Below are 19,768 nucleotides of genomic sequence, written 5' to 3'. Positions count from 1 at the left end.
GATTATTTATTTTTACGGCTTACAAAGTACAATCCACCAGTCACTGCCATCAAAGAAAGTCCTGCAACTACTGCTTCGTTAGATGCTTTTTCACCAGTGTTAGGAAGTTGAGGTTTTTGTCCTGGTTTTCCTGGTTCATTTGGTTTACCTGGTGTTGGTTTTTCTGGAGTATGTGTATTTGTAACGTTCATACCATCTTCTTTTGCTTTGTAATCTTTTGGAACATCAACTTCTTTGACTGTGTACTTGATTTCTTGACCGTCTTTGTAACGATCAAGTTCAGTAAACTCGAAGGCCCACTCGTTGTCTGAAAGAGCTGTTGCTTTTGTAACAGTTACAGTCTTACCAGTTTCTTTACCGTTGGCAAGAAGTGCTACAGTAATTGAGTCTGGACGAATACCGTCTTTGTTATTAGCATCATCCCAGATCTTCTTACCTTTTACAGCAGTTTTCAACGGTGTATGTTTGTTGGTAATAGTATACTTACCGTCTTTAAGGTCACTAATTGTTGTTTTATATTCCTTAACAGCCACTTCTTTGACAGTGTACTTGATTTCTTGACCATTTTCATACTTAGGAAGTGCTTTTGATTCAAACTTCCAACCAGTTTTTTCTGAAACTTCAATTTCTTGAACGAGTTCTGCTTTTTCGCCTTCACCCTTAAAGATTTGAACTTTCACTTTATCTGTACGTTTGCCGTCTTGGTTGTTGTTGTCATCCCAAACCTTAATTCCTGAAAGAACTACTGTTTTTGGTGTGTAATTGTTTGTCACGACTTGACCAGTTACAGAGGCTTCATAGCCAGCTGGTACATCTACCTCCTTGATAGAGTAAGTAATTTCTTTACCAGCTTCGAATTGTGGAAGTTTTGTAAATGATGCTACCCAAGTGTTAGCGTCCGTCTTATCCTTAGCTGTCAAGGTCAATTTCTTACCTTCAACGGCTACTGGATCTGCATCTCCTACTTTTTTATAAAGTTGAACCGTTACGGACTCAGGACGTTTGCCGTCTTGGTTGTTCGCGTCGTTCCATACTTTTGTTACCTTGTAGTCGATTTCTTTTGGTGCATATTTGTTTGTGATGGTAAAGTCTGTAATAGTTGATTCGTATTCTGCTACGGCTTCTTCTGTTACAGTGTATGTGATTTCTTTACCAGCTTTATATTTTGCAAGTTTTGTAAATTCAACAGACCAAGTGCCGTCTGGTGCAGCTTGAATCTCTTTTGAATCAACTTTCTGACCATCTGCTAAAAGATTGATTGTAATCTTAGTTGGACGTTTGCCGTCTTGGTTATTCGCGTCATCCCAGTTCTTAGTTGCTTTAATGTCAACTGTTTCTGGAGAATAGCTATTTGTGATAGTGAATCCTGATGCAGCGTCACCAGTAACCTTAGAAGTGTAACCAGCAACAGTTACTTCTACTACTGTGTACTGGATAGGTGTGCCGCCTTTATCAGCATCAAGGTCTGTGAAGCTTCCAGTCCAACCGTTTGCGGCATTGAGTTCAAGTGTTTTACCAGTATCTTGACCATCCGCAAGCAATTTAACTGTGACAGAAGATGGGCGTTTACCATCTTGGTTGTCCTTATCATCCCATGTTTTCTTCACAGAAACTGAAATTTTGGCTGGAGTGTATTTGTTTGTAAATACAAGATCTTTTGCTTCTTTTGAAGCCGTTGCTTTCAATTCAGTTGCACTTACTTTTTCAACCGTTACTTCAACTTCTTGAACTGTCTTATCGTAAGTGATCCCTGCTTCAGAGCCAACAACTTCTGAGATAGTGTACTTGTGAGTTCCCACTTGGCTCTCATCATATGAGATTGGTGAGAAGGTCACTGTTCCGTCGGCAGCGTTTTTCACTGTTTCGACAACACTACCGTCTTCTTTCTTCAATTCGAAGCTGTATTTACCTGCTTCAAGTGTTTTACCTTCAAGAACTTTCTTAGCTCCAAGAGTTACATTTGTAGCTCCTGCTGGTGTGTAAGTATTCTCGAATACTTTTTCACCGTCATAAGCAACGGTTGCTTCAAGGACACCTTTACCATTGTCCGCTACAGTTACTGTAGCTGTGATGGTTTTAGTATCGTACTGGATACCTGTAGCAGTACCCGCTTTTTCAGCAATCTTATAAGTATAAGTGCCTGCTTTGTCGAATTCCAATTCTGAGAACTTAACGTTTCCGTCTTTATCATTCTTCACGGTTTCTTTCACATTACCGTCTTGGTCTGTCAAAGTGAACTCAAATTCATCAGCTTTCAACTCACGTCCTGTCAACTTCTTAGTCACTTCAAGAGCTGCTTTTGCTTTTGAAGTTCCATAGCTGTTATTGAATTCTTTGTCCGCTGGGTAAGTCACATTCGCATGAAGTTTTCCTTCGCCGTCATCTGTAACTTCTACTGTGACTTTAACTTCAAGATTATCGTAAGTCACACCATCAACAGTCTTACCAGCGTTTGTTTCAACAATGGTATAGTTGTATGTACCAGCTTTAGTATATTCGATTGGAGCGAATGTTACTTTACCGTCAGCAGTGTTCTTCACTTTTTGAAGTTCTGAACCATCTGCATCATTCTTCAAGACAAACTCAAATTCATCAGCTTTCAACTCACGGCCAGTCAACTTCTTAGTCACTTCAAGAGAAGCTGAAGTCTTTTCAGCAGCGTAAGTGTTTTCGAAAGTCTTATCATCACTTTCGTAAGACACAGCTGCAGCCAATTTCCCTTCAGAGTCTGCTGTTACAGTGACTGTAACGCCAACAGGGTTAGCATCATAAGTAACACCTTTTTCTGTTTTATTGGCTTTTTTCTCAACGATGTGATAGTTGTATGTACCAGCCTTGTCAAATGTCAATTCAGCAAACTTAATGTTTCCGTCTTGATCGTTTGTTACTGTTTCAACAACTTTATTTGTCTTATCATCAAACAAGTCAAATTCAAACTCGCCAGCTTTCATCGCACGACCAGTCAATTTTTTAATTGCTTGGATCTGAGCTTTTGTGTTGTTGCGTTTGTTTGTGACTGTTTTGATAACACCTTCTTGACCAACAGTTACTTTGATTGGAGTAGAATCCAATTGGTAACCTTTAGGAGCTTCAACTTCAGTGATGGTGAATTCACCCTTTTTAACGTCTTCATCAGTGTAGATTTTAGACTGGGCAACACCACTAGCGTCTGTTGTTACTATTTCTTCTTTAGCTGTAGTTGCACCTTCTGGAGGAGTGATTTTAAATTTAGCTCCTGCAAGACGGTCAAGTGATTTTTCATCTACTTTATACAGCGTAATACGGTAACCAGTTTTCAGTTGGATAGTACCACCTGATGTAACTGTTGAGTTACCAATAACTTTTGTAATAGTTTCAGTACGATCATCGCTCACTGGAAGAACTTTATCATCAGCTGTGATTTCAGCATTGTTTTGAACTTTTGTTCCGTCAGCTGGCGCTGTTGTGTTATAGACGATACGGAATGCTGCTGCTTTACCGTTTGTAGCACGGATAGCTTTAGCATTATTAAAGGTAATAGTGAACTCAGTGTAAGAATCATTCCACTTGATTTCGTAGTCTTTACCTGCTTCAAGAGTTACATCGTCAACTAAAGCGTATACCTTGTTGTAGTAACCAGCAGTAACCACGATTGATTCAGGGATGATTTGCATTGGAGAGTAGTCTTTGTCAACCCAGTCGCGAACTACAATCTTGTTGTACTCAGCTTGTTTAGGGTTTACACGAAGATTCCACTTGTGAACATAATCTCCTGATTTTCCAAGGAGAGCTGATTCCCATTTTTCTTTATTGATAGTACCATTAACTTTGCTAATGTTTGTTTTACCAATACCCTTAGAATAGTCCTGTTCTCCACCTTTTTTGAACTTCATCTTAAAATTGACATCATCTTTTGTTTCTGTCTTATCAAGTTGAATTGATTCTTCTTCTGTTTCTTTCTTAGAGCTGAAAGCTACGTAGAAGGTACCTGAAACACCACGAACTTCTGTACCACCTTTTTTCTTAAGGTACTCAGCAAGGTTTTTCAAAGTAATGGTAACTTTACCACCTTGGTTGTCACCATTAGAAACAACTGTTGCATCACCTACAGCAGTATCAGTCTCTTTATCTTTGAGTTCAAAGGTTTCAGCACGAACAGATAATGGAGCTGGAATAGTGAATGTAAAGGTATCACCATCCTTCAGTTTTCCATCATAAGCGCTCAAATCAAAATCAGCAGCAAACTTATAGTTTTCGTAAGATTGATTTTGTGGTGATAGGTTGTAAACTCCTTTAGCATCTGGTGTCACAAACTTACCATTATCAGTCTCCCAAATTCCTACTTTGGTAATGACATTTTTAAGTTCTTGTGCTTGAACTGTATTTGTCAAAGCAGCAGAACCCAATAAAACGAGTAGTGGCGTTAAAATATAGAGCCACAATTTCTTAAATTTCATGACTTTCCTTTCTAAATGATTGAAATTGATGAATAGTGCATCTTCTTCTCCCAGTAGGCAACACCCCTTTCAATCGCATGATTTGTTAGACGATAACATACTTGTAACACTTGCTTTGGAAAATGAGTACACTATTATAGTATTTTGAAATATTTATTCAATTCAATCTTTAGCAGGAGTATCATTACTCTTGGTCAGATGGAAATATAGCAAAATATTATCCATGACTATTATACTACATATCATTGAATATTTTTATTAAACCCTTGCAATTCACCTTGTTATTTATTTACACGATGTCAACTTTTTTGATATATTATTTCATGATACCATATAAAAAGTGACTATCCTAAGAATTGTCTGAAAATACCGATATAATAGGAGTTTGCAAATAATACTAGCTCCCCGTAATAATCTGTTATTTATAATGAATCTATGATATAATAGTCTTATAAAGGCTTTCGAATAATCATCTATTCAGTTTATTTATGCTAAAAGGAAAACTTGGGGTAATACTAAATCTAGTATTTTTAATATTTATAGATAGGAAGGTAAAGCTATGGCAAATAAAACTAGAGAGTTAATCTTAGGTGCTTTTATCACTCTTGCAAGGAGAAACCCTCAGCGGACTTCTTTTACCATGACTGAGATTGCTGCAGAAGCTGGTATTTCCCGCCAAGCGATTTATCAAAAGCACTTTAATAACTTCGAAGATATTATCGATTATATCCACAAGGAGACTGATCAACAGATCTTTAATAATTTTAACAACTACTGTCCTGAACGAGATGGCAATCCCATCACTTTCTTAGCAGACCACATTCTCCCTCTCATCTATGAAAAGCGAGAAGTCGTCGGTACCTTGTACAATTCTCAAGCCACCACTTGTTGGAGGGAGTTTCTACGTGAGAAATATTCTCAGTGGGTACTAAAAAATGTTAACTACCAGCTGAAATATAATTTTAGTGAAGAGGACATGGCCTATATCATTACGGCCATGGCGATTTCATTCATTGAAGTGTGGATTCGTAAGGATAATCCAACACCACCCGAAGAATTTAGAGAGACTTTTATTCAATTGGCTAAGACTTCTCTCTGTGACTATATTGTGTCATAAAAAAAGAATCTTGAGTTCCACTCAAGATTCTTTTTATTGTCCACCTTTAAAGGCATCAACCATTATCTGAAATTCTTCATTTGTAAGAGTAATTCCCTTGCCCATTTTAGTATGATCCGGACTCCAAGCGCGAATGTCAAACTTTGCAGGGGCTCCATTAAAGCTGACGCGGTTGATTTCCTTGGTCCATCCTTTTTCATTTTCGGACAAGGTCAGTAAGTGTTCTTCGATTTCAAATGTAAATTCTGCCATTTTGTTCTCCTTTTTAGTTTTCATTAGATTATTCGAAAAATCTTGTAGTTTTTAAAAAAATTTTATATAATGTGGATATGTAAGAAGGGAGGATTCTATGAGACAGGCATTCCAACTAGTTCTAGATAAACTACATAGTTTTCTCAATGGGAATGATGATCATCCTCAAATCGAGGATAACTCCCTCACCGCTATGATTGAACAAGCCATCCAGAAAAAGACGACGGCTGTTCATATCATACTTGCTGAGACAAGTTTTACGGGTGATATTGTCAAACACGACGCCAATCGCCAACAAATTATCGTCAAGAATTTTTCAAAAAACGTGACCCGAATCATTCGTATCAGTGATATTAAACGACTTCGTTTTGTTCCCTCAACCGTACAAAAAGCTCAGAAAAGTCTATTTAAGAAAGAGTGAGATGTTCTTTGCATCCCACTCTTTTTCTTAACGGATTTGTTCAAAATGAAGGTGAACGGCGATATGGTCGCCATAACCACTTCTCTCCAAATCGCGTTGCAAGCGATAAGAGATATAGTGTTCTGCAATGGTAATGTAGCCAGCTCCAAGTAAGCGGTGCTCAACCATTGATTGGATCATGCTGATAGTGGCACGTTCTACTTTTGCTTCTTCCAAGTCCAAAACGACTTTTTTAGTAACTTGTGCAAGGTTTTGGCGCAAATCATCTGTCAAAACATAAACGGTTTGAGCTGCTTTTAGGACAGCTTGGTAAATTTTATCTGGATCAAATTCAGCAATTTCTCCATTACGTTTGATTACTTGCATAAGGTTCTCCTTTATTCTTTGTTTTCTTTAATTTTAGCCAGCATCTTTTCTTCTTCGGCTGTCAGTTGATAGTTTTCTAGCAGGTCAGGTCTGCGCTGGTAGGTTTTCTTTAGACTTTCATACAGCCGCCACTGGCGAATCTTTTCATGGTGCCCACTCATGAGCACATCTGGAACCACCATGCCACGATAGTCATAAGGACGTGTGTACTGAGGGTATTCGAGAAGTCCCGAAGAGAAGCTATCATCTTGGTGGCTAGACTCCTTACCAATCACTTCTGGGATCAAGCGAACCGTAGCATCAATCATGGTCATGGCTGCCAACTCACCACCAGTCAGTACATAATCTCCTAGGGAAATTTCATCGGTTACCAAGGTCTTGATGCGCTCGTCATACCCTTCGTAGTGACCGCAGATAAAAATCAGTTCCTCTTCTTGAGCCAAATCCTCAGCGTACGCTTGATCGAACTGTTTCCCAGCAGGATCGAGAAGAATGACGCGGGGATCATTCTTTTCAATGGCATCAAAGGCATCGAAAATAGGTTGGGCACGGAGCAACATTCCTTGACCACCTCCGTAGGGCTCATCGTCAACATGACGGGCCTTTTCAGCGTATTCTCTGAAATTATGGTACTGGATATCCAAGAGCCCTTTTTCTCGAGCCTTTCCAACGATCGAGTGTTCCAATGGAGAAAACATCTCAGGAAAGAGGGTTAAAATATCAATCTTCATCGTCTAACCCTTCTAAGATGTCCACATCAACCCGTTTGTTTGGAATATCAACATTGAGAACTACTGGCGGAATGTAAGGTAAAAGCAGATCACGCTTACCTTTTCGTTTGACCACCCAGACATCGTTAGCACCTGGTTGTAGGATTTCCTTGATGGTTCCAATCAAGTTGTCTCCCTCGTAAACATCCAAACCGATAATCTCGTGATAATAGAATTCACCATCATCTAAATCATTTAGGTCTTCCTCAGCGACCTTGAGACTATAACCCTTGTACTTTTCAATCGCATTGATATGGTACATATCTTTGAATTTGATAATGTCAAAGTTCTTCTGCTTACGATGGCTAGCGATTATTACTGTTTGGACAAACTGATCTTTTTCATCAAATAAAGCCAGCTCTGCTCCCTTTTTAAATCGTTCCTCGGCAAAATCCGTCACAGACAAGACGCGCATCTCACCCTGCAGACCCTGCGTATTAACGATTTTCCCAACATTAAAGTACTTCATCTTGTCTCCTGTATCTATTTCTATCCTTTATTTTATCACGTTCCAAGGATTTTCACAAGTTGAAGAACAGTGACTGCAATTAGCTTTGAGCGTCTAAAAACTTTTCTAAATCACGTTCATGTTGGTACTTAATGGCAGCCTTCTTATCTTTGTCAAAGATGGCTTTGGTTAGATCAATATCGTTGATGGTCGCAATTGCGACAGTGTAGTGAATAATATCAGCCAGTTCTTTGGCTAGTTCCTCATTTGAGTCCTGGACACCCTCTTTTCGACCAGAGCGCCCATTCAAGACCTCTGCTACCTCTCCGACTTCCTCCACTAGCTTGATAAAGAGGCCTTCCTCAGTTCGAGATTGCTGGTAATGTTCGAGTAAGTAAGCTTGTAATTGTCTAAACGTTAGATCCTTCATCTTCTCCTCCTCACAAAAAAGCGAGACATCCGTCCCGCTTTCTTTATTTTTCATCGATAACGATTCTTACTTTTTTGTCTTCAGTTGGGACAGAGTAGACAATCGTTCTTATCGCAGAAATAGTGCGACCCTTACGACCGATTACACGACCGACATCGCTTTGATCAAGATCCAAATGATATTCCAAAAATTCTAGTGTATCTTCAATCTTGATAGTTAAGGCATCTGGTTGTGAAATCAAAGGTTTCACAATCGCAATAATGAGATTTTCAATCGTATCCATCTGTCAACCTACTTTAAACTTATTTTGAGAATTTAGAATCGTGGAATTTCTTCAATACGCCTTCTTTTGAAAGGATGTTCCGAACTGTATCTGAAGGTTGAGCTCCATCAGCCAACCATGCAAGAACGCGGTCTTCTTTCAAAGTCACTTGGTTTTCAGCAACAAGTGGGTTGTAAGTTCCAACTGTTTCGATGAAACGTCCGTCACGTGGTGAACGTGAATCTGCTACGTTGATACGGTAGAAAGGTTTTTTCTTAGAACCCATACGAGTCAAACGGATTTTAACTGCCATTTTTTAATGTCTCTTTTCTTATTTTTTATTTCGGTGAAATAGCTGATCTATTTAGCACATGTTCTATTATAGCAGATTTTTGACAGGTGTCAAGAAAAAAACTTGACAGTGTTTTAATTTTTTTAACTACTAGAAATTTTTAGTAAAATTATTAACATTTGAAATCACCTCCCTTTTAGGGTACAATGGTAGAAATGAATTTTTGAGAGGAAAACAATGAAAAAACTAGCAACCCTTCTTTTACTGTCCACTGTTGCCCTAGCTGGATGTAGTAGTATCCAACGTAGTCTGCGTGGCGATGACTATGTTGACTCTAGTATCTCAGCTGAAGAAAGTTCTAAAGCAGCTGCTCAGGCCGCCAAAGATTTGAACGATGCTCTGACCAATGAAAATGCTAACTTCCCTCAACTTTCTAAAGAAGTTGCTGAAGATGAAGCTGAAGTCATTCTCCACACAAGTCAAGGTGATATACGCATCAAACTCTTTCCAAAACTAGCACCTCTAGCAGTTGAAAACTTCCTCACTCACGCTAAGGAAGGCTATTATAACGGCATCACCTTCCACCGTGTCATTGATGGCTTTATGGTCCAAACTGGAGATCCTAAGGGAGATGGTACAGGTGGCCAATCTATCTGGCATGATAAGGATAAAACAAAGGACAAGGGAACTGGTTTCAAAAATGAAATCTCTCCTTACCTATACAATATCCGAGGAGCTCTTGCTATGGCTAATACTGGTCAACCAAACACCAATGGTAGCCAGTTCTTCATCAACCAAAACTCTACAGATACCTCTGCTAAACTCCCTACAAGCAAGTATCCAAAGAAGATCATCGAAGCCTATAAAGAGGGTGGAAATCCTAGTCTAGATGGTAAACACCCAGTATTTGGTCAAGTGATTGACGGTATGGATGTTGTGGATAAGATTGCTAAGGCTGAAAAAGATGAAAAAGACAAACCAACTACTGCTATCACTATCGATAGTATCGAAGTGGTAAAAGATTACGATTTTAAATCCTAAATAACCTAAAAAATACAGTATCCGCATTCGATACTGTATTTCTTTTTTTCTCATTTTTAAGTTAGCTTGTTAAAGTCCCAGATTTGGTCCATCCAGCCTTCATAGAAGTCTGGCTCGTGACAAACCATGAGGATGCTTCCTCTGTATTCTTTGAGAGCACGTTTGAGTTCATCCTTGGCATCTACATCCAAATGGTTGGTCGGCTCGTCCAGTACTAAAACGTTGTTTTCACGGTTCATCAAGAGACAGAAACGCACCTTGGCTTGTTCCCCACCTGACAAGACCTGAATCTGACTTTCAATGTGCTTGGTCGTCAAGCCACAACGAGCAAGGGCTGCACGAACTTCTGCTTGGTTAAGTGCAGGAAAGGCATTCCATACAGCCTCAAGGGGAGTTTGGCGATTTCCACCTTCTACTTCCTGTTCAAAGTAACCAAGTTCTAGGTAGTCACCGCGTTCGACTTCTCCAGCGATTGGTGGGATAATGCCCAAGAGAGACTTCAAGAGAGTTGTTTTCCCGATACCATTGGCTCCAATAATAGCAACCTTTTGATTGCGTTCAAAGGTGAGGTTTAAAGGCTTGGTAAGGGGACGGTCATAACCAATCTGCAAGTCCTTTGCTTGGAAGATAAAGCGTCCAGGGGTGCGAGCTGGTTTAAAATCAAAGAATGGTTTTGGCTTCTCACTTTGAAGTTCGATGATGTCCATCTTGTCCAGTTTCTTTTGACGGGACATGGCCATATTACGCGTTGCGACACGCGCTTTGTTTCGAGCGACAAAATCCTTGAGATCTGCAATCTCTTTCTGTTGACGTTCATAGGCCGCTTCTAACTGAGATTTCTTCATAGCATAGACTTCTTGAAACTGGTGGTAGTCACCAGAATAGCGAGTCAATTGTTGATTTTCAACATGATAGACGATATTGATTACGTCGTTGAGGAAAGGAATATCATGCGAAATAAGGACAAAGGCATTCTCATAGTTTTGAAGATAACGCTTGAGCCAGTCAATGTGTTCAGCATCCAAGTAGTTGGTTGGCTCGTCAAGCAACAAAATATCTGGTTTTTCAAGGAGAAGTTTAGCCAAAAGGACCTTGGTTCTTTGTCCACCTGATAATGCTGTTACATCCGTATCCATGCCATAGTCCATGACACCGAGAGCACGCGCTACTTCATCAATCTTAGCATCCAAAGTATAGAAGTCACGACTCTCCAAACGGTCTTGGAGTTCGCCAACTTCTTCCATAAGCGCATCGATATCGGCTCCGTCTTCCGCCATCTCCATATAGAGGTCATTGATACGTGCTTCTGCTTTAAATAGCTCATCAAAGGCCGTACGGAGCACATCACGAACAGTTTGACCTTCCTTTAGCACAGCATGCTGGTCCAGATAGCCAGCAGTCACATATTTGGACCACTCCACCTTCCCTTCATCTGGCAACATCTTACCAGTCACGATGCTCATAAAGGTTGATTTTCCCTCACCATTGGCACCGACTAAACCGATGTGTTCTCCCTTGAGGAGACGGAAAGACACATCTTCAAAAATTGCACGGTCACCAAAACCGTGACTCAGATTTTTAACTTCTAAAATACTCATTCTAATTCCTTATCTTGTTTTTATGCAATCCTTTATAGAGGAGCCAAGCCAGATAGCCTCCCAAGGTGTTGGTCCACAAATCATCAATCTCAAAGACGCGATTAAAATCAAAGAAAAAGTCTAAGACCAGTTGCGTACACTCAATTCCCAGACTCAGTAAAAAACTGAGAAGGAGGATTTTTTTCGTTTGCCGCAAGTTTGGACAGAGATAGATTAGTTGAAAGACCAGAGGGAAAAGCAAGAAAACATTTAAAATGTTCTGCAAAAAGATCCAAAGGACTTGTCCCAAACTGGTCACTTCACCCAGATTCCAAAGGGAGTTTAAGGGAGTTAAAAGAAAAACCAGGCGTCCAAAAGTTTGAATACCTGGAGTTTCCACTCCTGTAGGAAGTTGAGGCTGAGGAGTGAAGCAAAAACAGACAATGCATAGGCTATAAACAGCCACTCCCAATCTTAAGGTTAATTCTCTTTTTTTAGTCATTTTATGGATTTACCGCTGCGACTGCCTTCTGGCGGTCACGTTTCATTGTATTGGAGCGTAATTGTCCACAAGCTGCATCAATATCTGTACCATGCTCTTGACGAACAACACAGTTGACCCCTTTTTTCTTGAGGGTATCGTAGAAGGCCATCACGCGTTCTTTAGGACTACGGCTATATTGGTCATGTTCACTAACTGGGTTATAAGGAATCAAGTTTACATAAGACAATTTTTTGATGTTTTTGAGCAATTCAGCCAATTCCAAGGCTTGTTCTACACCATCGTTGACTTCATTGAGCATGATGTATTCAAAAGTTACACGACGATTGGTTGTTTCGATATAGTACTCAATAGCTGCGAAAAGCTTTTCAATCGGAAAGGCACGGTTAATCTTCATGATGCTTGAACGCAATTCATTGTTTGGTGCGTGAAGGGAAACAGCCAGATTGACCTGTACGCCTTCATTAGCAAAGTCACGAATTTTATGGGCCAAACCTGAAGTTGAAACAGTGATGTGACGAGCACCGATAGCCATCCCCTTGTCATCATTGATGGTACGAACAAAATTCAATACATTGTTGTAGTTATCAAATGGTTCACCAATTCCCATAACAACGATATGGCTGACACGTTCGTCCTGACCACGTTCATCAAAGTATTTCTGAACCAACATGATCTGCGCTACGATTTCCCCGTTATTAAGGTCACGTTGTTTCTTGATCAAGCCTGATGCACAGAAGGTACAACCAATATTACAGCCGACCTGAGTGGTAACACAGACTGACAAACCGTAGTGTTGACGCATGAGTACTGTCTCAATCAACATGCCATCTGGCAACTCAAAAAGGTACTTAACAGTACCGTCAGCTGACTCTTGTACAATCCGTTGTTTCAATGAATTGACCACAAACTGGTCATTGAGCTTGGCAATCAAATCTTTAGAAAGGTTGGTCATTTCTTCAAATGACTGGACACGTTTACGGTAGAGCCATTCCCAGATTTGATCTGCTCGGAATTTCTTTTCTCCTTGTTCTAATACCCATTCTTGCATGGTTTGACGTGTTAAACTATAAATAGACGGTTTCATCTCTTCTCCTTATTCTCTATCTATTTCTGACGAATGACAAAATGGCGCTGTCCCTTGTCCTCTTTCTGAGACTTTTGGTCCTTATGACGACGTCTATTTCGCTTATCCGCATTTGGTCTTCTCTTGTTTTGCGAAGGTTTCTTTCCTTTTCTAGAAAGGTTTTCCTCCTCTTTTTTACGCATTTTCTTGTCAAATGAAGCCCGCTTCGGTGCTTGGTTTTCTAGGACAAAATAAGCACAACCATAACTACAGTACTCCAAAAGATAATCTTGTAAGCGACTGATCTTTTCATTTTTTTCCTCTGTTCGGTCGTCTTTATAAAAGCCACGTAGACGGAGCTGTTCATTGCTCCAGTCCCCCACGACATAATCAAACTTGGTCAACACTTCTGAAAAGCGCTGATTAAAGACTGTCACATCGAAAGCATCCTTGATATTTTCAACCAAGGTAAAAGCAATCCCTTCAGTCTCAACCTTATCCCCATTTACCTGAAATTCTGGGCCAGGAAACTTGTTATAGTTGTATAATTCAGGTGCAATTTCTTTACGCATAGTCTTCCTTTTCCACGATTACTTAACACTCTATTTTACCATAATTTCTAGCAATTAGCACATTTCTCATAAAAATGAAAAAAGTCTGACGATTTTGTCAGACTTCTGCCATATAAACCAAAAAGAGAAGATTGGCTCTTCCCTTCCTATTTTTTATTTAGCTGCTGCGTAAAGCTCATCTACTTTGTTCCAGTTGATGACTGAGAAGAAAGCTTTGATGTAGTCAGGACGCACATTGCGGTATTTCACGTAGTAAGCATGTTCCCAAACGTCCAAGCCCAAGATTGGTTTTTTGCCTTCTGAGATTGGTGTGTCTTGGTTTGCTGTTGAAGTTACTTCAAGCTTCCCTTCTTTGTTGACAACCAACCAAGCCCATCCAGAACCGAAGCGAGTTGTAGCTGCTGCTGTAAAGGCTGCTTGGAACTCTTCAAATGAACCAAATGTTGCGTCGATTGCTACTGCAAGTTCTGCTGATGGAGCAGTTTTTTCAGGAGTCATCAATTCCCAGAAAAGAGCGTGGTTCAAGTGTCCCCCACCGTTATTGATAAGTGCTTGACGGATATCAGCTGGGATAGAGTCTACATCAGTAAGCAAGGTTTCAAGGTCTTCACCGATTTCAGGGTGTTTTTCAAGAGCTGCGTTAGCATTGTTGACATAAGTTTGGTGGTGTTTGTCATGGTGCAAGTGCATTGTTTCTGCATCGATGTATGGTTCCAAAGCGTCATATGCGTATGGAAGATCTGGTAAGATAATAGCCATCTGTAATACCTCTTTTTCTTTCTATATGAAGATGATAACGCAATCATCCTCTTTTTTCAAGTTTTATGCTCATTACGCTTGGATAGATATCTGTAACAGCGCTCTCTCAAAAAGGTAGCCTTTTTCATAGACACCTGTTTTAATCTGGTAGTCTGCTTCAATTAAATAGCAGATAGCTTGTTTGAGAAAGCTCAAGGAAATCCCTCTCGAATCTCTGAGTGCAAATTTGATTTGATAAGGATTAGGATTGCGCCCCAAGTAAGTTCCCAGACTGCTTGCAATCTGTGATTCCGTCTGACCAGTCTCTGATAAAATTTTCACCTGGGTAAAGGTTCGAAACTGTCCTAACATGACAGCTATGAGCTTGATCTCATCCTCCCCTTGCAAGGTCAAATCTTTAACCAAGTCACGCGCCTGGTCAATCTTCTTAGCTAAAATAAACTGAGTCAAATCAAAAATGTTGTCCTGCAAAGTCTTTGGAATAGCCTCGACAATATCCTTCTCCTCAATCATGCCGTCTGATTTATAAGACTGTAAAAAAAGGAGATTTTTCTGGATTTCGCTAAATTGAAAACCAGACTTGATGAGTAGATTTTCAAAGGATTGCCCCACAAACTGCAAACCTTGTGTCTGACTCCATTTTTGGAAATACTGGCGGAGTTCTTGTTCCTTGGGTTCAATAGCGTCAAAGACAGTCGCATCTCGTTTGAGCAGCTTGACCAACCGTCTTTTGCTATCCAGTTTTCCTTCAGCAAATATCAATAACCTGGTTGTTGGCGAAGGATTATCAAGGTATTCCTCAAATGACTTTAGCTCATCATCTGTTAAAAAACGTTTCTTGGCTGTTGTGATATCGACAAAATGATCTAATATCACGATTTTCTCATCCGCAAAGAAAGGGAGACTGACCAGCTCCAACTCTAAGTCTTTATAAGCTACTTCTTTCATATCAAAGTAAGCAAAGTTGAGATCAGCTGGATCATAACCAATCTGCTTCAACACTTGACTCTTCATAACTTCAAACTGACCCTGATCTGTCCCTGTAAATAGATTCAAGCTAGATAAATTTGATAGAGATACCTTTTGACTCTCTTCTATGGCTAGCATCTTCTCTCCTTTCTTCTGATTTTTTATTAAACTTAATCAATATAGCGCAATTTCCCACGGAAATCTTCTAGGCTCTCGTACCCTTTTTCCGCCATAATAGCTTTCAGTTCATTGGTAATGCGTTCAAAAGCACCGACGCCTTCTTTGTGAAGGGTAGTCCCTACTTGCACCATACTCGCACCGCAGAGGATGTGTTCAAAGGCATCACGACCCGTTAGAACACCACCCGTTCCGATGATTTGGATTTGCGGATTGAGACGTTGGTAAAAGGCGTGCACATTCGCTAGAGCAGTCGGTTTGATATACTCTCCACCAATTCCACCAAAACCATTCTTAGGACGAATCACGACCGACTCGTCTTCTATATAAAGGCCGTTTCCGATAGAGTTAACACAGTTAACAAACTTGAGCGGGTATTTGTTGAAAATAGCTGCCGCTTGATCAAAGTGAACAATATCAAAATAAGGTGGCAATTTGATTCCAAGAGGTTTGGTAAAGTAGGCAAATACTTCTGCCAAGATACAATCTGTTGTCTCAAAATCATAAGCAATCTGAGGTTTTCCTGGAACATTTGGACAAGAAAGATTAAGCTCTGTCAGTCCTTTGAATTCACTCTCTTGAACTTTTTTCAAGATGGTATGTGTTTCTTCTGGAGACATGCCAACTAGAGATAGGAAGAAAGTTCGGTTTGGCTCTTTTTCCTGCAAGTCCAAAAGATAGTCCAGATAATAGTCTAAACCATTATTTGGTAAGCCCATGGAGTTGATAGAACCAAGTGGAACATCCTGGTATCGTGGCTCAGGATTGCCCTGACGAAAGTCCAATGTCGCAGTCTTCGTAACAAAAGTACCCGCCGCTGAGTTTTTGACCCCTTCAAGCTCTTCTATCGTCATACAAGCCACACCCGCTGCATTCATCAAGCAACTGTCAAACTCAAAGCCAGCTATTTGTGTTTTCGTTGATACCATGATTCTGATCCTCCAGATTCCTTTTATTTCTAATATTATACCATACTTTAAGATTTTCTCTTTGAGAAACTAATTTCTATATAAAACGTTCGGTTTTGTAAATTGAAAGAATTTTTAGAAAATTTCTGTTTTTTTCTTTACACTCAAAAAAAATTCTGCTATAATGGCTCATGTAATAAAATATAACAACAAAAGGAGAACGATATGACATCTGCTAAAGAATATATCCAAAGCGTGTTTGCAACTGTGAAAGCTCGTAACGGGCATGAGGCTGAATTTCTCCAGGCGGTTGAAGAATTCTTCAGCACTTTGGAACCTGTATTTGAAAAACACCCTGAGTATATCGAAGAAAACATCTTGGCACGTATCACTGAGCCTGAGCGCGTGATTTCTTTCCGTGTTCCTTGGGTTGACCGTGAAGGTAAAGTCCAAGTCAACCGTGGTTACCGTGTTCAATTCAACTCAGCTGTTGGACCATATAAAGGCGGACTTCGTTTCCACCCAACTGTAAACCAAGGGATCTTGAAATTCCTCGGATTTGAACAAATCTTTAAAAACGTCTTGACTGGCCTTCCAATCGGTGGAGGTAAAGGGGGATCAGACTTCGATCCTAAAGGAAAGACTGATGCTGAAGTGATGCGCTTCTGCCAAAGCTTTATGACAGAATTGCAAAAATACATCGGACCATCACTTGACGTCCCAGCTGGCGATATCGGTGTTGGTGGACGTGAAATTGGTTACCTTTACGGACAATACAAACGCCTTAACCAATTTGATGCTGGTGTCTTGACTGGTAAACCTCTTGGATTCGGTGGTAGCTTGATTCGTCCAGAAGCAACTGGTTACGGTTTGGTTTACTATACTGAAGAAATGCTCAAAGCCAACGGTAACAGCTTTACTGGTAAGAAGGTTGTGATTTCAGGTTCTGGTAACGTAGCTCAATATGCTCTTCAAAAAGCAACTGAACTTGGTGCAACTGTTATCTCTGTATCTGACTCAAATGGTTATGTCATTGATGAAAATGGTATCGACTTCGACCTTCTAGCAGATGTGAAGAATAACCGTCGTGCACGTTTGACTGAGTATGCAGCTGAGAAAGCAACTGCTACTTACCATGAAGGTTCTGTATGGACTTACGCTGGAAACTACGATATTGCTCTTCCATGTGCGACTCAAAATGAAATCAACGGTGAAGCTGCTAAACGTTTGGTTGCTCAAGGTGTTATCTGCGTATCAGAAGGTGCTAACATGCCGAGCGACCTTGATGCGATTAAAGTCTACAAAGAAAACGGAATCCTTTATGGACCTGCCAAAGCTGCCAACGCTGGTGGTGTAGCTGTATCTGCACTTGAAATGAGCCAAAACAGCCTTCGCCTTTCATGGACACGTGAAGAAGTTGACGACCGTCTCAAAGACATCATGATAAACATCTTCAACACAGCTAAAACAACTGCTGAAACATATGGTCTTGGTACTGATTACCTTGCAGGAGCAAATATCGCTGCCTTCGAAAACGTAGCAAACGCGATGATTGCACAAGGTATTGTTTAAAATTCATTTGCTCAATCCTCAATCGTTATGATTGGGGATTTTTATGTTGGCTTCAAAAAAGCTCACCATTTAAAATAGTAAGCTTAAAATCAAGATTTATTTTACCTCTACTAAGGCAAAAGACAGGCATTCAACTATTTCATTTACTGCTTCATATATGTCTAGGTCCTCATTATCATTCAACATCATTGGAAGAGCATAAGAAAGACTCAAAGCTAGAATATAACGAACAATTCTTTCATTTGACCAATCTCGGATAACACCATTTTCTTTAAACTGATTCAGAACTGGACTAATTGGCTTAATGATAGAGTGAATAATAACATTCCCTAACTGGTCAGAAATAGTTTTATCAATAAAAGAACGGTTCAAGAGAATTTTAACTTGCATTTGATTCTTCTGAATGAAAACTAGTCTATCTCGAACAATACTTCTTAAAAATAGTGGAAAAGACTCTTGGTTTGCTGTAAATTTCTTCTCAGAAAAATCAGCAATTACATCTGGAATAACCTGTTCGAGAAAAGTTGACAGAATAGCTTCTAAGATGCCTTCCTTGGTCTTAAAGTAACTAAAAACGGTCCCTTCTGAAACTCCAGCCTCCTTAGCAATAAGGCTGGCTGTTGTATTTTCAAAGCCAATTTCTGAAAATAGCTTTAGACTTGATAATAATACTTGACGTTGTTTTAAACTCAAGTTGCTATTTTCTAATGTCTGGGCATACTTTTGTTCTAAACTTTCCATTGCTGGCACCTCTCTGCTACCCTCTTACTTTTACAACCTTCTTACCTCGAGTGTGTCCCGACTTCAGACTACGATATGCCTCTCTAACAGACTTTAGAGAAAAATCATAAACCTGATCAATATTCAGCCGAACCTTCCCATCTGAGACCATTTCCGCTAGAACTCTAAAATCATCATATGTGGAATGTCTCGGACCCGTGAACTGAGCTCCTCTTATCATAACATATGGTGAAGGTACTAGCGTTCCAATAGCCGTGCCCTTCAATCCCAAACTGAAAGCCAATTTAACATAATCACTTCCATAGCAATCCAAGAATTTTGTAATTGGCTTTGGACTTGCTGATAGAAGAGCATTCTGGATGTTCTCTTCGTAAGCTACTGGTATGGCACCTAAGGACTTCAGGTATTCTGAATTTTTCTTACTTGCAATTCCGATAACCGTTGCACCCTTAGCAACTGCATACTGTACTGCGATACTTCCAATACCACCTGCTGCTGCTGAAATAACTACAACATCTTTAGAGTTTAGCTCAATCTTTCTAAAAGCACCTCCCACTGTTAGAGAGGCTACACCCATAGTAGCTGCATGGTTCATATCAATCATCTCTGGTTTCAATACAATTTCCGATTCATTGACACAAATTTCTGTTGCCAAAGCTCCCTTCTTGGTGCCTAATCCAGGGTCACTGATCATTGTTCCAAAAACCTTATCCCCTACTGCAAACCGACTTACTCCTTCACCAACTTCTGTGATAACTCCAGCAAAATCCCGACCAATACCTCTTGGAAAAAGAGATGATTTTGACTCAAACCAATGACTTGGCTTCCTTAGTTTCGTCATAAAAGATAGAAAACGAAGTGGCTTTGCACCCTCAAAAGTTTTATAATCAATAGGATTTAAACCAACTGCATAAACTTCTACCCTAACTTGATTCACTTTCAAAGAATCAGATTTAATGTTCACTAAATCTAACACTTCTTCATCACCGAAACGACTATATTGTATTGCTTGAACAACCATTGTATGAACTCCTTACACATCTAAAAAAAATTGAGTGAGCACTCAATCATTTTTTCTTGATTATACACT

General features: G+C 39.9%; 21 protein-coding genes. 4 read left to right on the top strand and 17 right to left on the bottom strand.

The annotated features are described in order from the left end of the window. Positions 1-2: 2 nt before the first annotated feature. A complete protein-coding gene (locus tag MK405_RS01700) occupies positions 3-4,436 on the bottom strand; it encodes a Cna B-type domain-containing protein (protein ID WP_268704133.1) in 4,434 nt (1,477 codons plus the stop codon). Between the two features lie 559 nt (positions 4,437-4,995). On the opposite strand from MK405_RS01700, the gene MK405_RS01695 reads away from it, so the two are divergent. Further along, positions 4,996-5,553 carry a TetR/AcrR family transcriptional regulator gene (locus MK405_RS01695; RefSeq protein ID WP_002878417.1) on the top strand — a complete coding sequence of 186 codons (558 nt, stop codon included), beginning with the start codon at positions 4,996-4,998 and terminating at the stop codon, positions 5,551-5,553. 33 nt (positions 5,554-5,586) lie between these two features. On the opposite strand, the gene MK405_RS01690 is transcribed toward MK405_RS01695, so the two are convergent. Then, positions 5,587-5,805 (bottom strand): YdbC family protein, encoded by a 219-nt coding sequence (locus tag MK405_RS01690; protein ID WP_000807426.1) that lies wholly within the window; start codon positions 5,803-5,805, stop codon positions 5,587-5,589. A 97-nt stretch (positions 5,806-5,902) separates the two neighbouring features. On the opposite strand from MK405_RS01690, the gene MK405_RS01685 reads away from it, so the two are divergent. After that, complete coding sequence (locus tag MK405_RS01685; protein WP_033585751.1) at positions 5,903-6,226, top strand: hypothetical protein; 324 nt, start codon at positions 5,903-5,905, stop codon at positions 6,224-6,226. A 27-nt stretch (positions 6,227-6,253) separates the two neighbouring features. On the opposite strand, the gene MK405_RS01680 is transcribed toward MK405_RS01685, so the two are convergent. The 6 genes from MK405_RS01680 to rpsP all read right to left on the bottom strand — a co-directional run bounded on the left by MK405_RS01680 (position 6,254) and on the right by rpsP (position 8,815). Further along, positions 6,254-6,592, bottom strand: a complete 339-nt coding sequence (locus MK405_RS01680; RefSeq protein WP_001196045.1) for an ATP cone domain-containing protein — start codon at positions 6,590-6,592, stop codon at positions 6,254-6,256. Positions 6,593-6,603: 11 nt separating this feature from the next. Beyond that, on the bottom strand, positions 6,604-7,323 hold the full coding sequence (gene trmD, locus MK405_RS01675) for a tRNA (guanosine(37)-N1)-methyltransferase TrmD (RefSeq protein WP_033585750.1): 720 nt from the start codon (positions 7,321-7,323) through the stop codon (positions 6,604-6,606). Beyond that, positions 7,313-7,831, bottom strand: a complete 519-nt coding sequence (gene rimM, locus MK405_RS01670; protein WP_033585749.1) for a ribosome maturation factor RimM — start codon at positions 7,829-7,831, stop codon at positions 7,313-7,315. Before rimM ends, trmD begins: the two co-directional genes overlap by 11 nt. A 79-nt stretch (positions 7,832-7,910) precedes the next feature. Further along, positions 7,911-8,240 carry a MazG nucleotide pyrophosphohydrolase domain-containing protein gene (locus MK405_RS01665; RefSeq protein WP_268704132.1) on the bottom strand — a complete coding sequence of 110 codons (330 nt, stop codon included), beginning with the start codon at positions 8,238-8,240 and terminating at the stop codon, positions 7,911-7,913. 43 nt (positions 8,241-8,283) lie between these two features. After that, entirely contained in the window at positions 8,284-8,523 is a 240-nt protein-coding gene (gene kphA, locus MK405_RS01660; RefSeq protein ID WP_268704131.1) for an RNA-binding protein KphA, read from the bottom strand. Positions 8,524-8,542: 19 nt separating this feature from the next. Next, positions 8,543-8,815 (bottom strand): 30S ribosomal protein S16, encoded by a 273-nt coding sequence (gene rpsP / locus MK405_RS01655; protein WP_000268760.1) that lies wholly within the window; start codon positions 8,813-8,815, stop codon positions 8,543-8,545. A 216-nt stretch (positions 8,816-9,031) separates the two neighbouring features. Here rpsP and MK405_RS01650 point away from each other — a divergent pair, with 216 nt between their 5' ends. After that, positions 9,032-9,835 (top strand): peptidylprolyl isomerase, encoded by an 804-nt coding sequence (locus tag MK405_RS01650; RefSeq protein ID WP_084853438.1) that lies wholly within the window; start codon positions 9,032-9,034, stop codon positions 9,833-9,835. A gap of 56 nt (positions 9,836-9,891) precedes the next feature. Here the strand turns inward: MK405_RS01650 and MK405_RS01645 are convergent, their stop codons facing one another. The 7 genes from MK405_RS01645 to MK405_RS01615 all read right to left on the bottom strand — a co-directional run bounded on the left by MK405_RS01645 (position 9,892) and on the right by MK405_RS01615 (position 16,386). After that, entirely contained in the window at positions 9,892-11,433 is a 1,542-nt protein-coding gene (locus tag MK405_RS01645) for an ABC-F family ATP-binding cassette domain-containing protein (RefSeq protein WP_268704130.1), read from the bottom strand. 1 nt (position 11,434) lies between these two features. Beyond that, entirely contained in the window at positions 11,435-11,914 is a 480-nt protein-coding gene (locus MK405_RS01640; protein WP_033585745.1) for a VanZ family protein, read from the bottom strand. 1 nt (position 11,915) lies between these two features. After that, a complete protein-coding gene (gene rlmN / locus MK405_RS01635; protein ID WP_268704129.1) occupies positions 11,916-13,001 on the bottom strand; it encodes a dual-specificity RNA methyltransferase RlmN in 1,086 nt (361 codons plus the stop codon). A gap of 20 nt (positions 13,002-13,021) precedes the next feature. Next, positions 13,022-13,552 carry a YutD family protein gene (locus MK405_RS01630; protein WP_268704128.1) on the bottom strand — a complete coding sequence of 177 codons (531 nt, stop codon included), beginning with the start codon at positions 13,550-13,552 and terminating at the stop codon, positions 13,022-13,024. A 153-nt stretch (positions 13,553-13,705) separates the two neighbouring features. Beyond that, the gene (gene sodA / locus MK405_RS01625) at positions 13,706-14,311 is read right to left on the bottom strand and encodes a superoxide dismutase SodA (protein WP_268704127.1); all 606 of its coding nucleotides are present in this window, start codon (positions 14,309-14,311) and stop codon (positions 13,706-13,708) included. Between the two features lie 72 nt (positions 14,312-14,383). Then, entirely contained in the window at positions 14,384-15,418 is a 1,035-nt protein-coding gene (holA, locus tag MK405_RS01620) for a DNA polymerase III subunit delta (RefSeq protein ID WP_268704126.1), read from the bottom strand. A gap of 32 nt (positions 15,419-15,450) precedes the next feature. Continuing rightward, a complete protein-coding gene (locus MK405_RS01615; RefSeq protein WP_268704125.1) occupies positions 15,451-16,386 on the bottom strand; it encodes a dihydroorotate oxidase in 936 nt (311 codons plus the stop codon). A 204-nt stretch (positions 16,387-16,590) separates the two neighbouring features. On the opposite strand from MK405_RS01615, the gene gdhA reads away from it, so the two are divergent. Then, entirely contained in the window at positions 16,591-17,937 is a 1,347-nt protein-coding gene (gdhA, locus tag MK405_RS01610) for an NADP-specific glutamate dehydrogenase (protein WP_268704124.1), read from the top strand. 96 nt (positions 17,938-18,033) lie between these two features. Here the strand turns inward: gdhA and MK405_RS01605 are convergent, their stop codons facing one another. After that, the gene (locus tag MK405_RS01605; protein WP_268704123.1) at positions 18,034-18,678 is read right to left on the bottom strand and encodes a TetR/AcrR family transcriptional regulator; all 645 of its coding nucleotides are present in this window, start codon (positions 18,676-18,678) and stop codon (positions 18,034-18,036) included. A gap of 16 nt (positions 18,679-18,694) precedes the next feature. Further along, positions 18,695-19,699, bottom strand: coding sequence for an NADP-dependent oxidoreductase (locus MK405_RS01600; RefSeq protein ID WP_084851448.1), 1,005 nt, complete (start codon positions 19,697-19,699; stop codon positions 18,695-18,697). Between the last annotated feature and the right edge of the window lie 69 nt (positions 19,700-19,768).

It is taken from the genome of Streptococcus oralis (genome assembly GCF_026782345.1).
GTDB lineage: Bacteria > Bacillota > Bacilli > Lactobacillales > Streptococcaceae > Streptococcus > Streptococcus oralis_CK.
This window is presented reverse-complemented; position numbering and strand designations above follow the sequence as displayed.

Excerpts from the sequence above, each read along its gene's own strand:
- MK405_RS01700 (WP_268704133.1), bottom strand. The coding sequence starts at position 4,436 with ATGAAATTTAAGAAATTGTGGCTCTATATTTTAACGCCACTACTCGTT.
- MK405_RS01695 (WP_002878417.1), top strand. The coding sequence starts at position 4,996 with ATGGCAAATAAAACTAGAGAGTTAATCTTAGGTGCTTTTATCACTCTT.
- MK405_RS01690 (WP_000807426.1), bottom strand. The coding sequence starts at position 5,805 with ATGGCAGAATTTACATTTGAAATCGAAGAACACTTACTGACCTTGTCC.
- MK405_RS01685 (WP_033585751.1), top strand. The coding sequence starts at position 5,903 with ATGAGACAGGCATTCCAACTAGTTCTAGATAAACTACATAGTTTTCTC.
- MK405_RS01680 (WP_001196045.1), bottom strand. The coding sequence starts at position 6,592 with ATGCAAGTAATCAAACGTAATGGAGAAATTGCTGAATTTGATCCAGAT.
- trmD (WP_033585750.1), bottom strand. The coding sequence starts at position 7,323 with ATGAAGATTGATATTTTAACCCTCTTTCCTGAGATGTTTTCTCCATTG.
- rimM (WP_033585749.1), bottom strand. The coding sequence starts at position 7,831 with ATGAAGTACTTTAATGTTGGGAAAATCGTTAATACGCAGGGTCTGCAG.
- MK405_RS01665 (WP_268704132.1), bottom strand. The coding sequence starts at position 8,240 with ATGAAGGATCTAACGTTTAGACAATTACAAGCTTACTTACTCGAACAT.
- kphA (WP_268704131.1), bottom strand. The coding sequence starts at position 8,523 with ATGGATACGATTGAAAATCTCATTATTGCGATTGTGAAACCTTTGATT.
- rpsP (WP_000268760.1), bottom strand. The coding sequence starts at position 8,815 with ATGGCAGTTAAAATCCGTTTGACTCGTATGGGTTCTAAGAAAAAACCT.
- MK405_RS01650 (WP_084853438.1), top strand. The coding sequence starts at position 9,032 with ATGAAAAAACTAGCAACCCTTCTTTTACTGTCCACTGTTGCCCTAGCT.
- MK405_RS01645 (WP_268704130.1), bottom strand. The coding sequence starts at position 11,433 with ATGAGTATTTTAGAAGTTAAAAATCTGAGTCACGGTTTTGGTGACCGT.
- MK405_RS01640 (WP_033585745.1), bottom strand. The coding sequence starts at position 11,914 with ATGACTAAAAAAAGAGAATTAACCTTAAGATTGGGAGTGGCTGTTTAT.
- rlmN (WP_268704129.1), bottom strand. The coding sequence starts at position 13,001 with ATGAAACCGTCTATTTATAGTTTAACACGTCAAACCATGCAAGAATGG.
- MK405_RS01630 (WP_268704128.1), bottom strand. The coding sequence starts at position 13,552 with ATGCGTAAAGAAATTGCACCTGAATTATACAACTATAACAAGTTTCCT.
- sodA (WP_268704127.1), bottom strand. The coding sequence starts at position 14,311 with ATGGCTATTATCTTACCAGATCTTCCATACGCATATGACGCTTTGGAA.
- holA (WP_268704126.1), bottom strand. The coding sequence starts at position 15,418 with ATGCTAGCCATAGAAGAGAGTCAAAAGGTATCTCTATCAAATTTATCT.
- MK405_RS01615 (WP_268704125.1), bottom strand. The coding sequence starts at position 16,386 with ATGGTATCAACGAAAACACAAATAGCTGGCTTTGAGTTTGACAGTTGC.
- gdhA (WP_268704124.1), top strand. The coding sequence starts at position 16,591 with ATGACATCTGCTAAAGAATATATCCAAAGCGTGTTTGCAACTGTGAAA.
- MK405_RS01605 (WP_268704123.1), bottom strand. The coding sequence starts at position 18,678 with ATGGAAAGTTTAGAACAAAAGTATGCCCAGACATTAGAAAATAGCAAC.
- MK405_RS01600 (WP_084851448.1), bottom strand. The coding sequence starts at position 19,699 with ATGGTTGTTCAAGCAATACAATATAGTCGTTTCGGTGATGAAGAAGTG.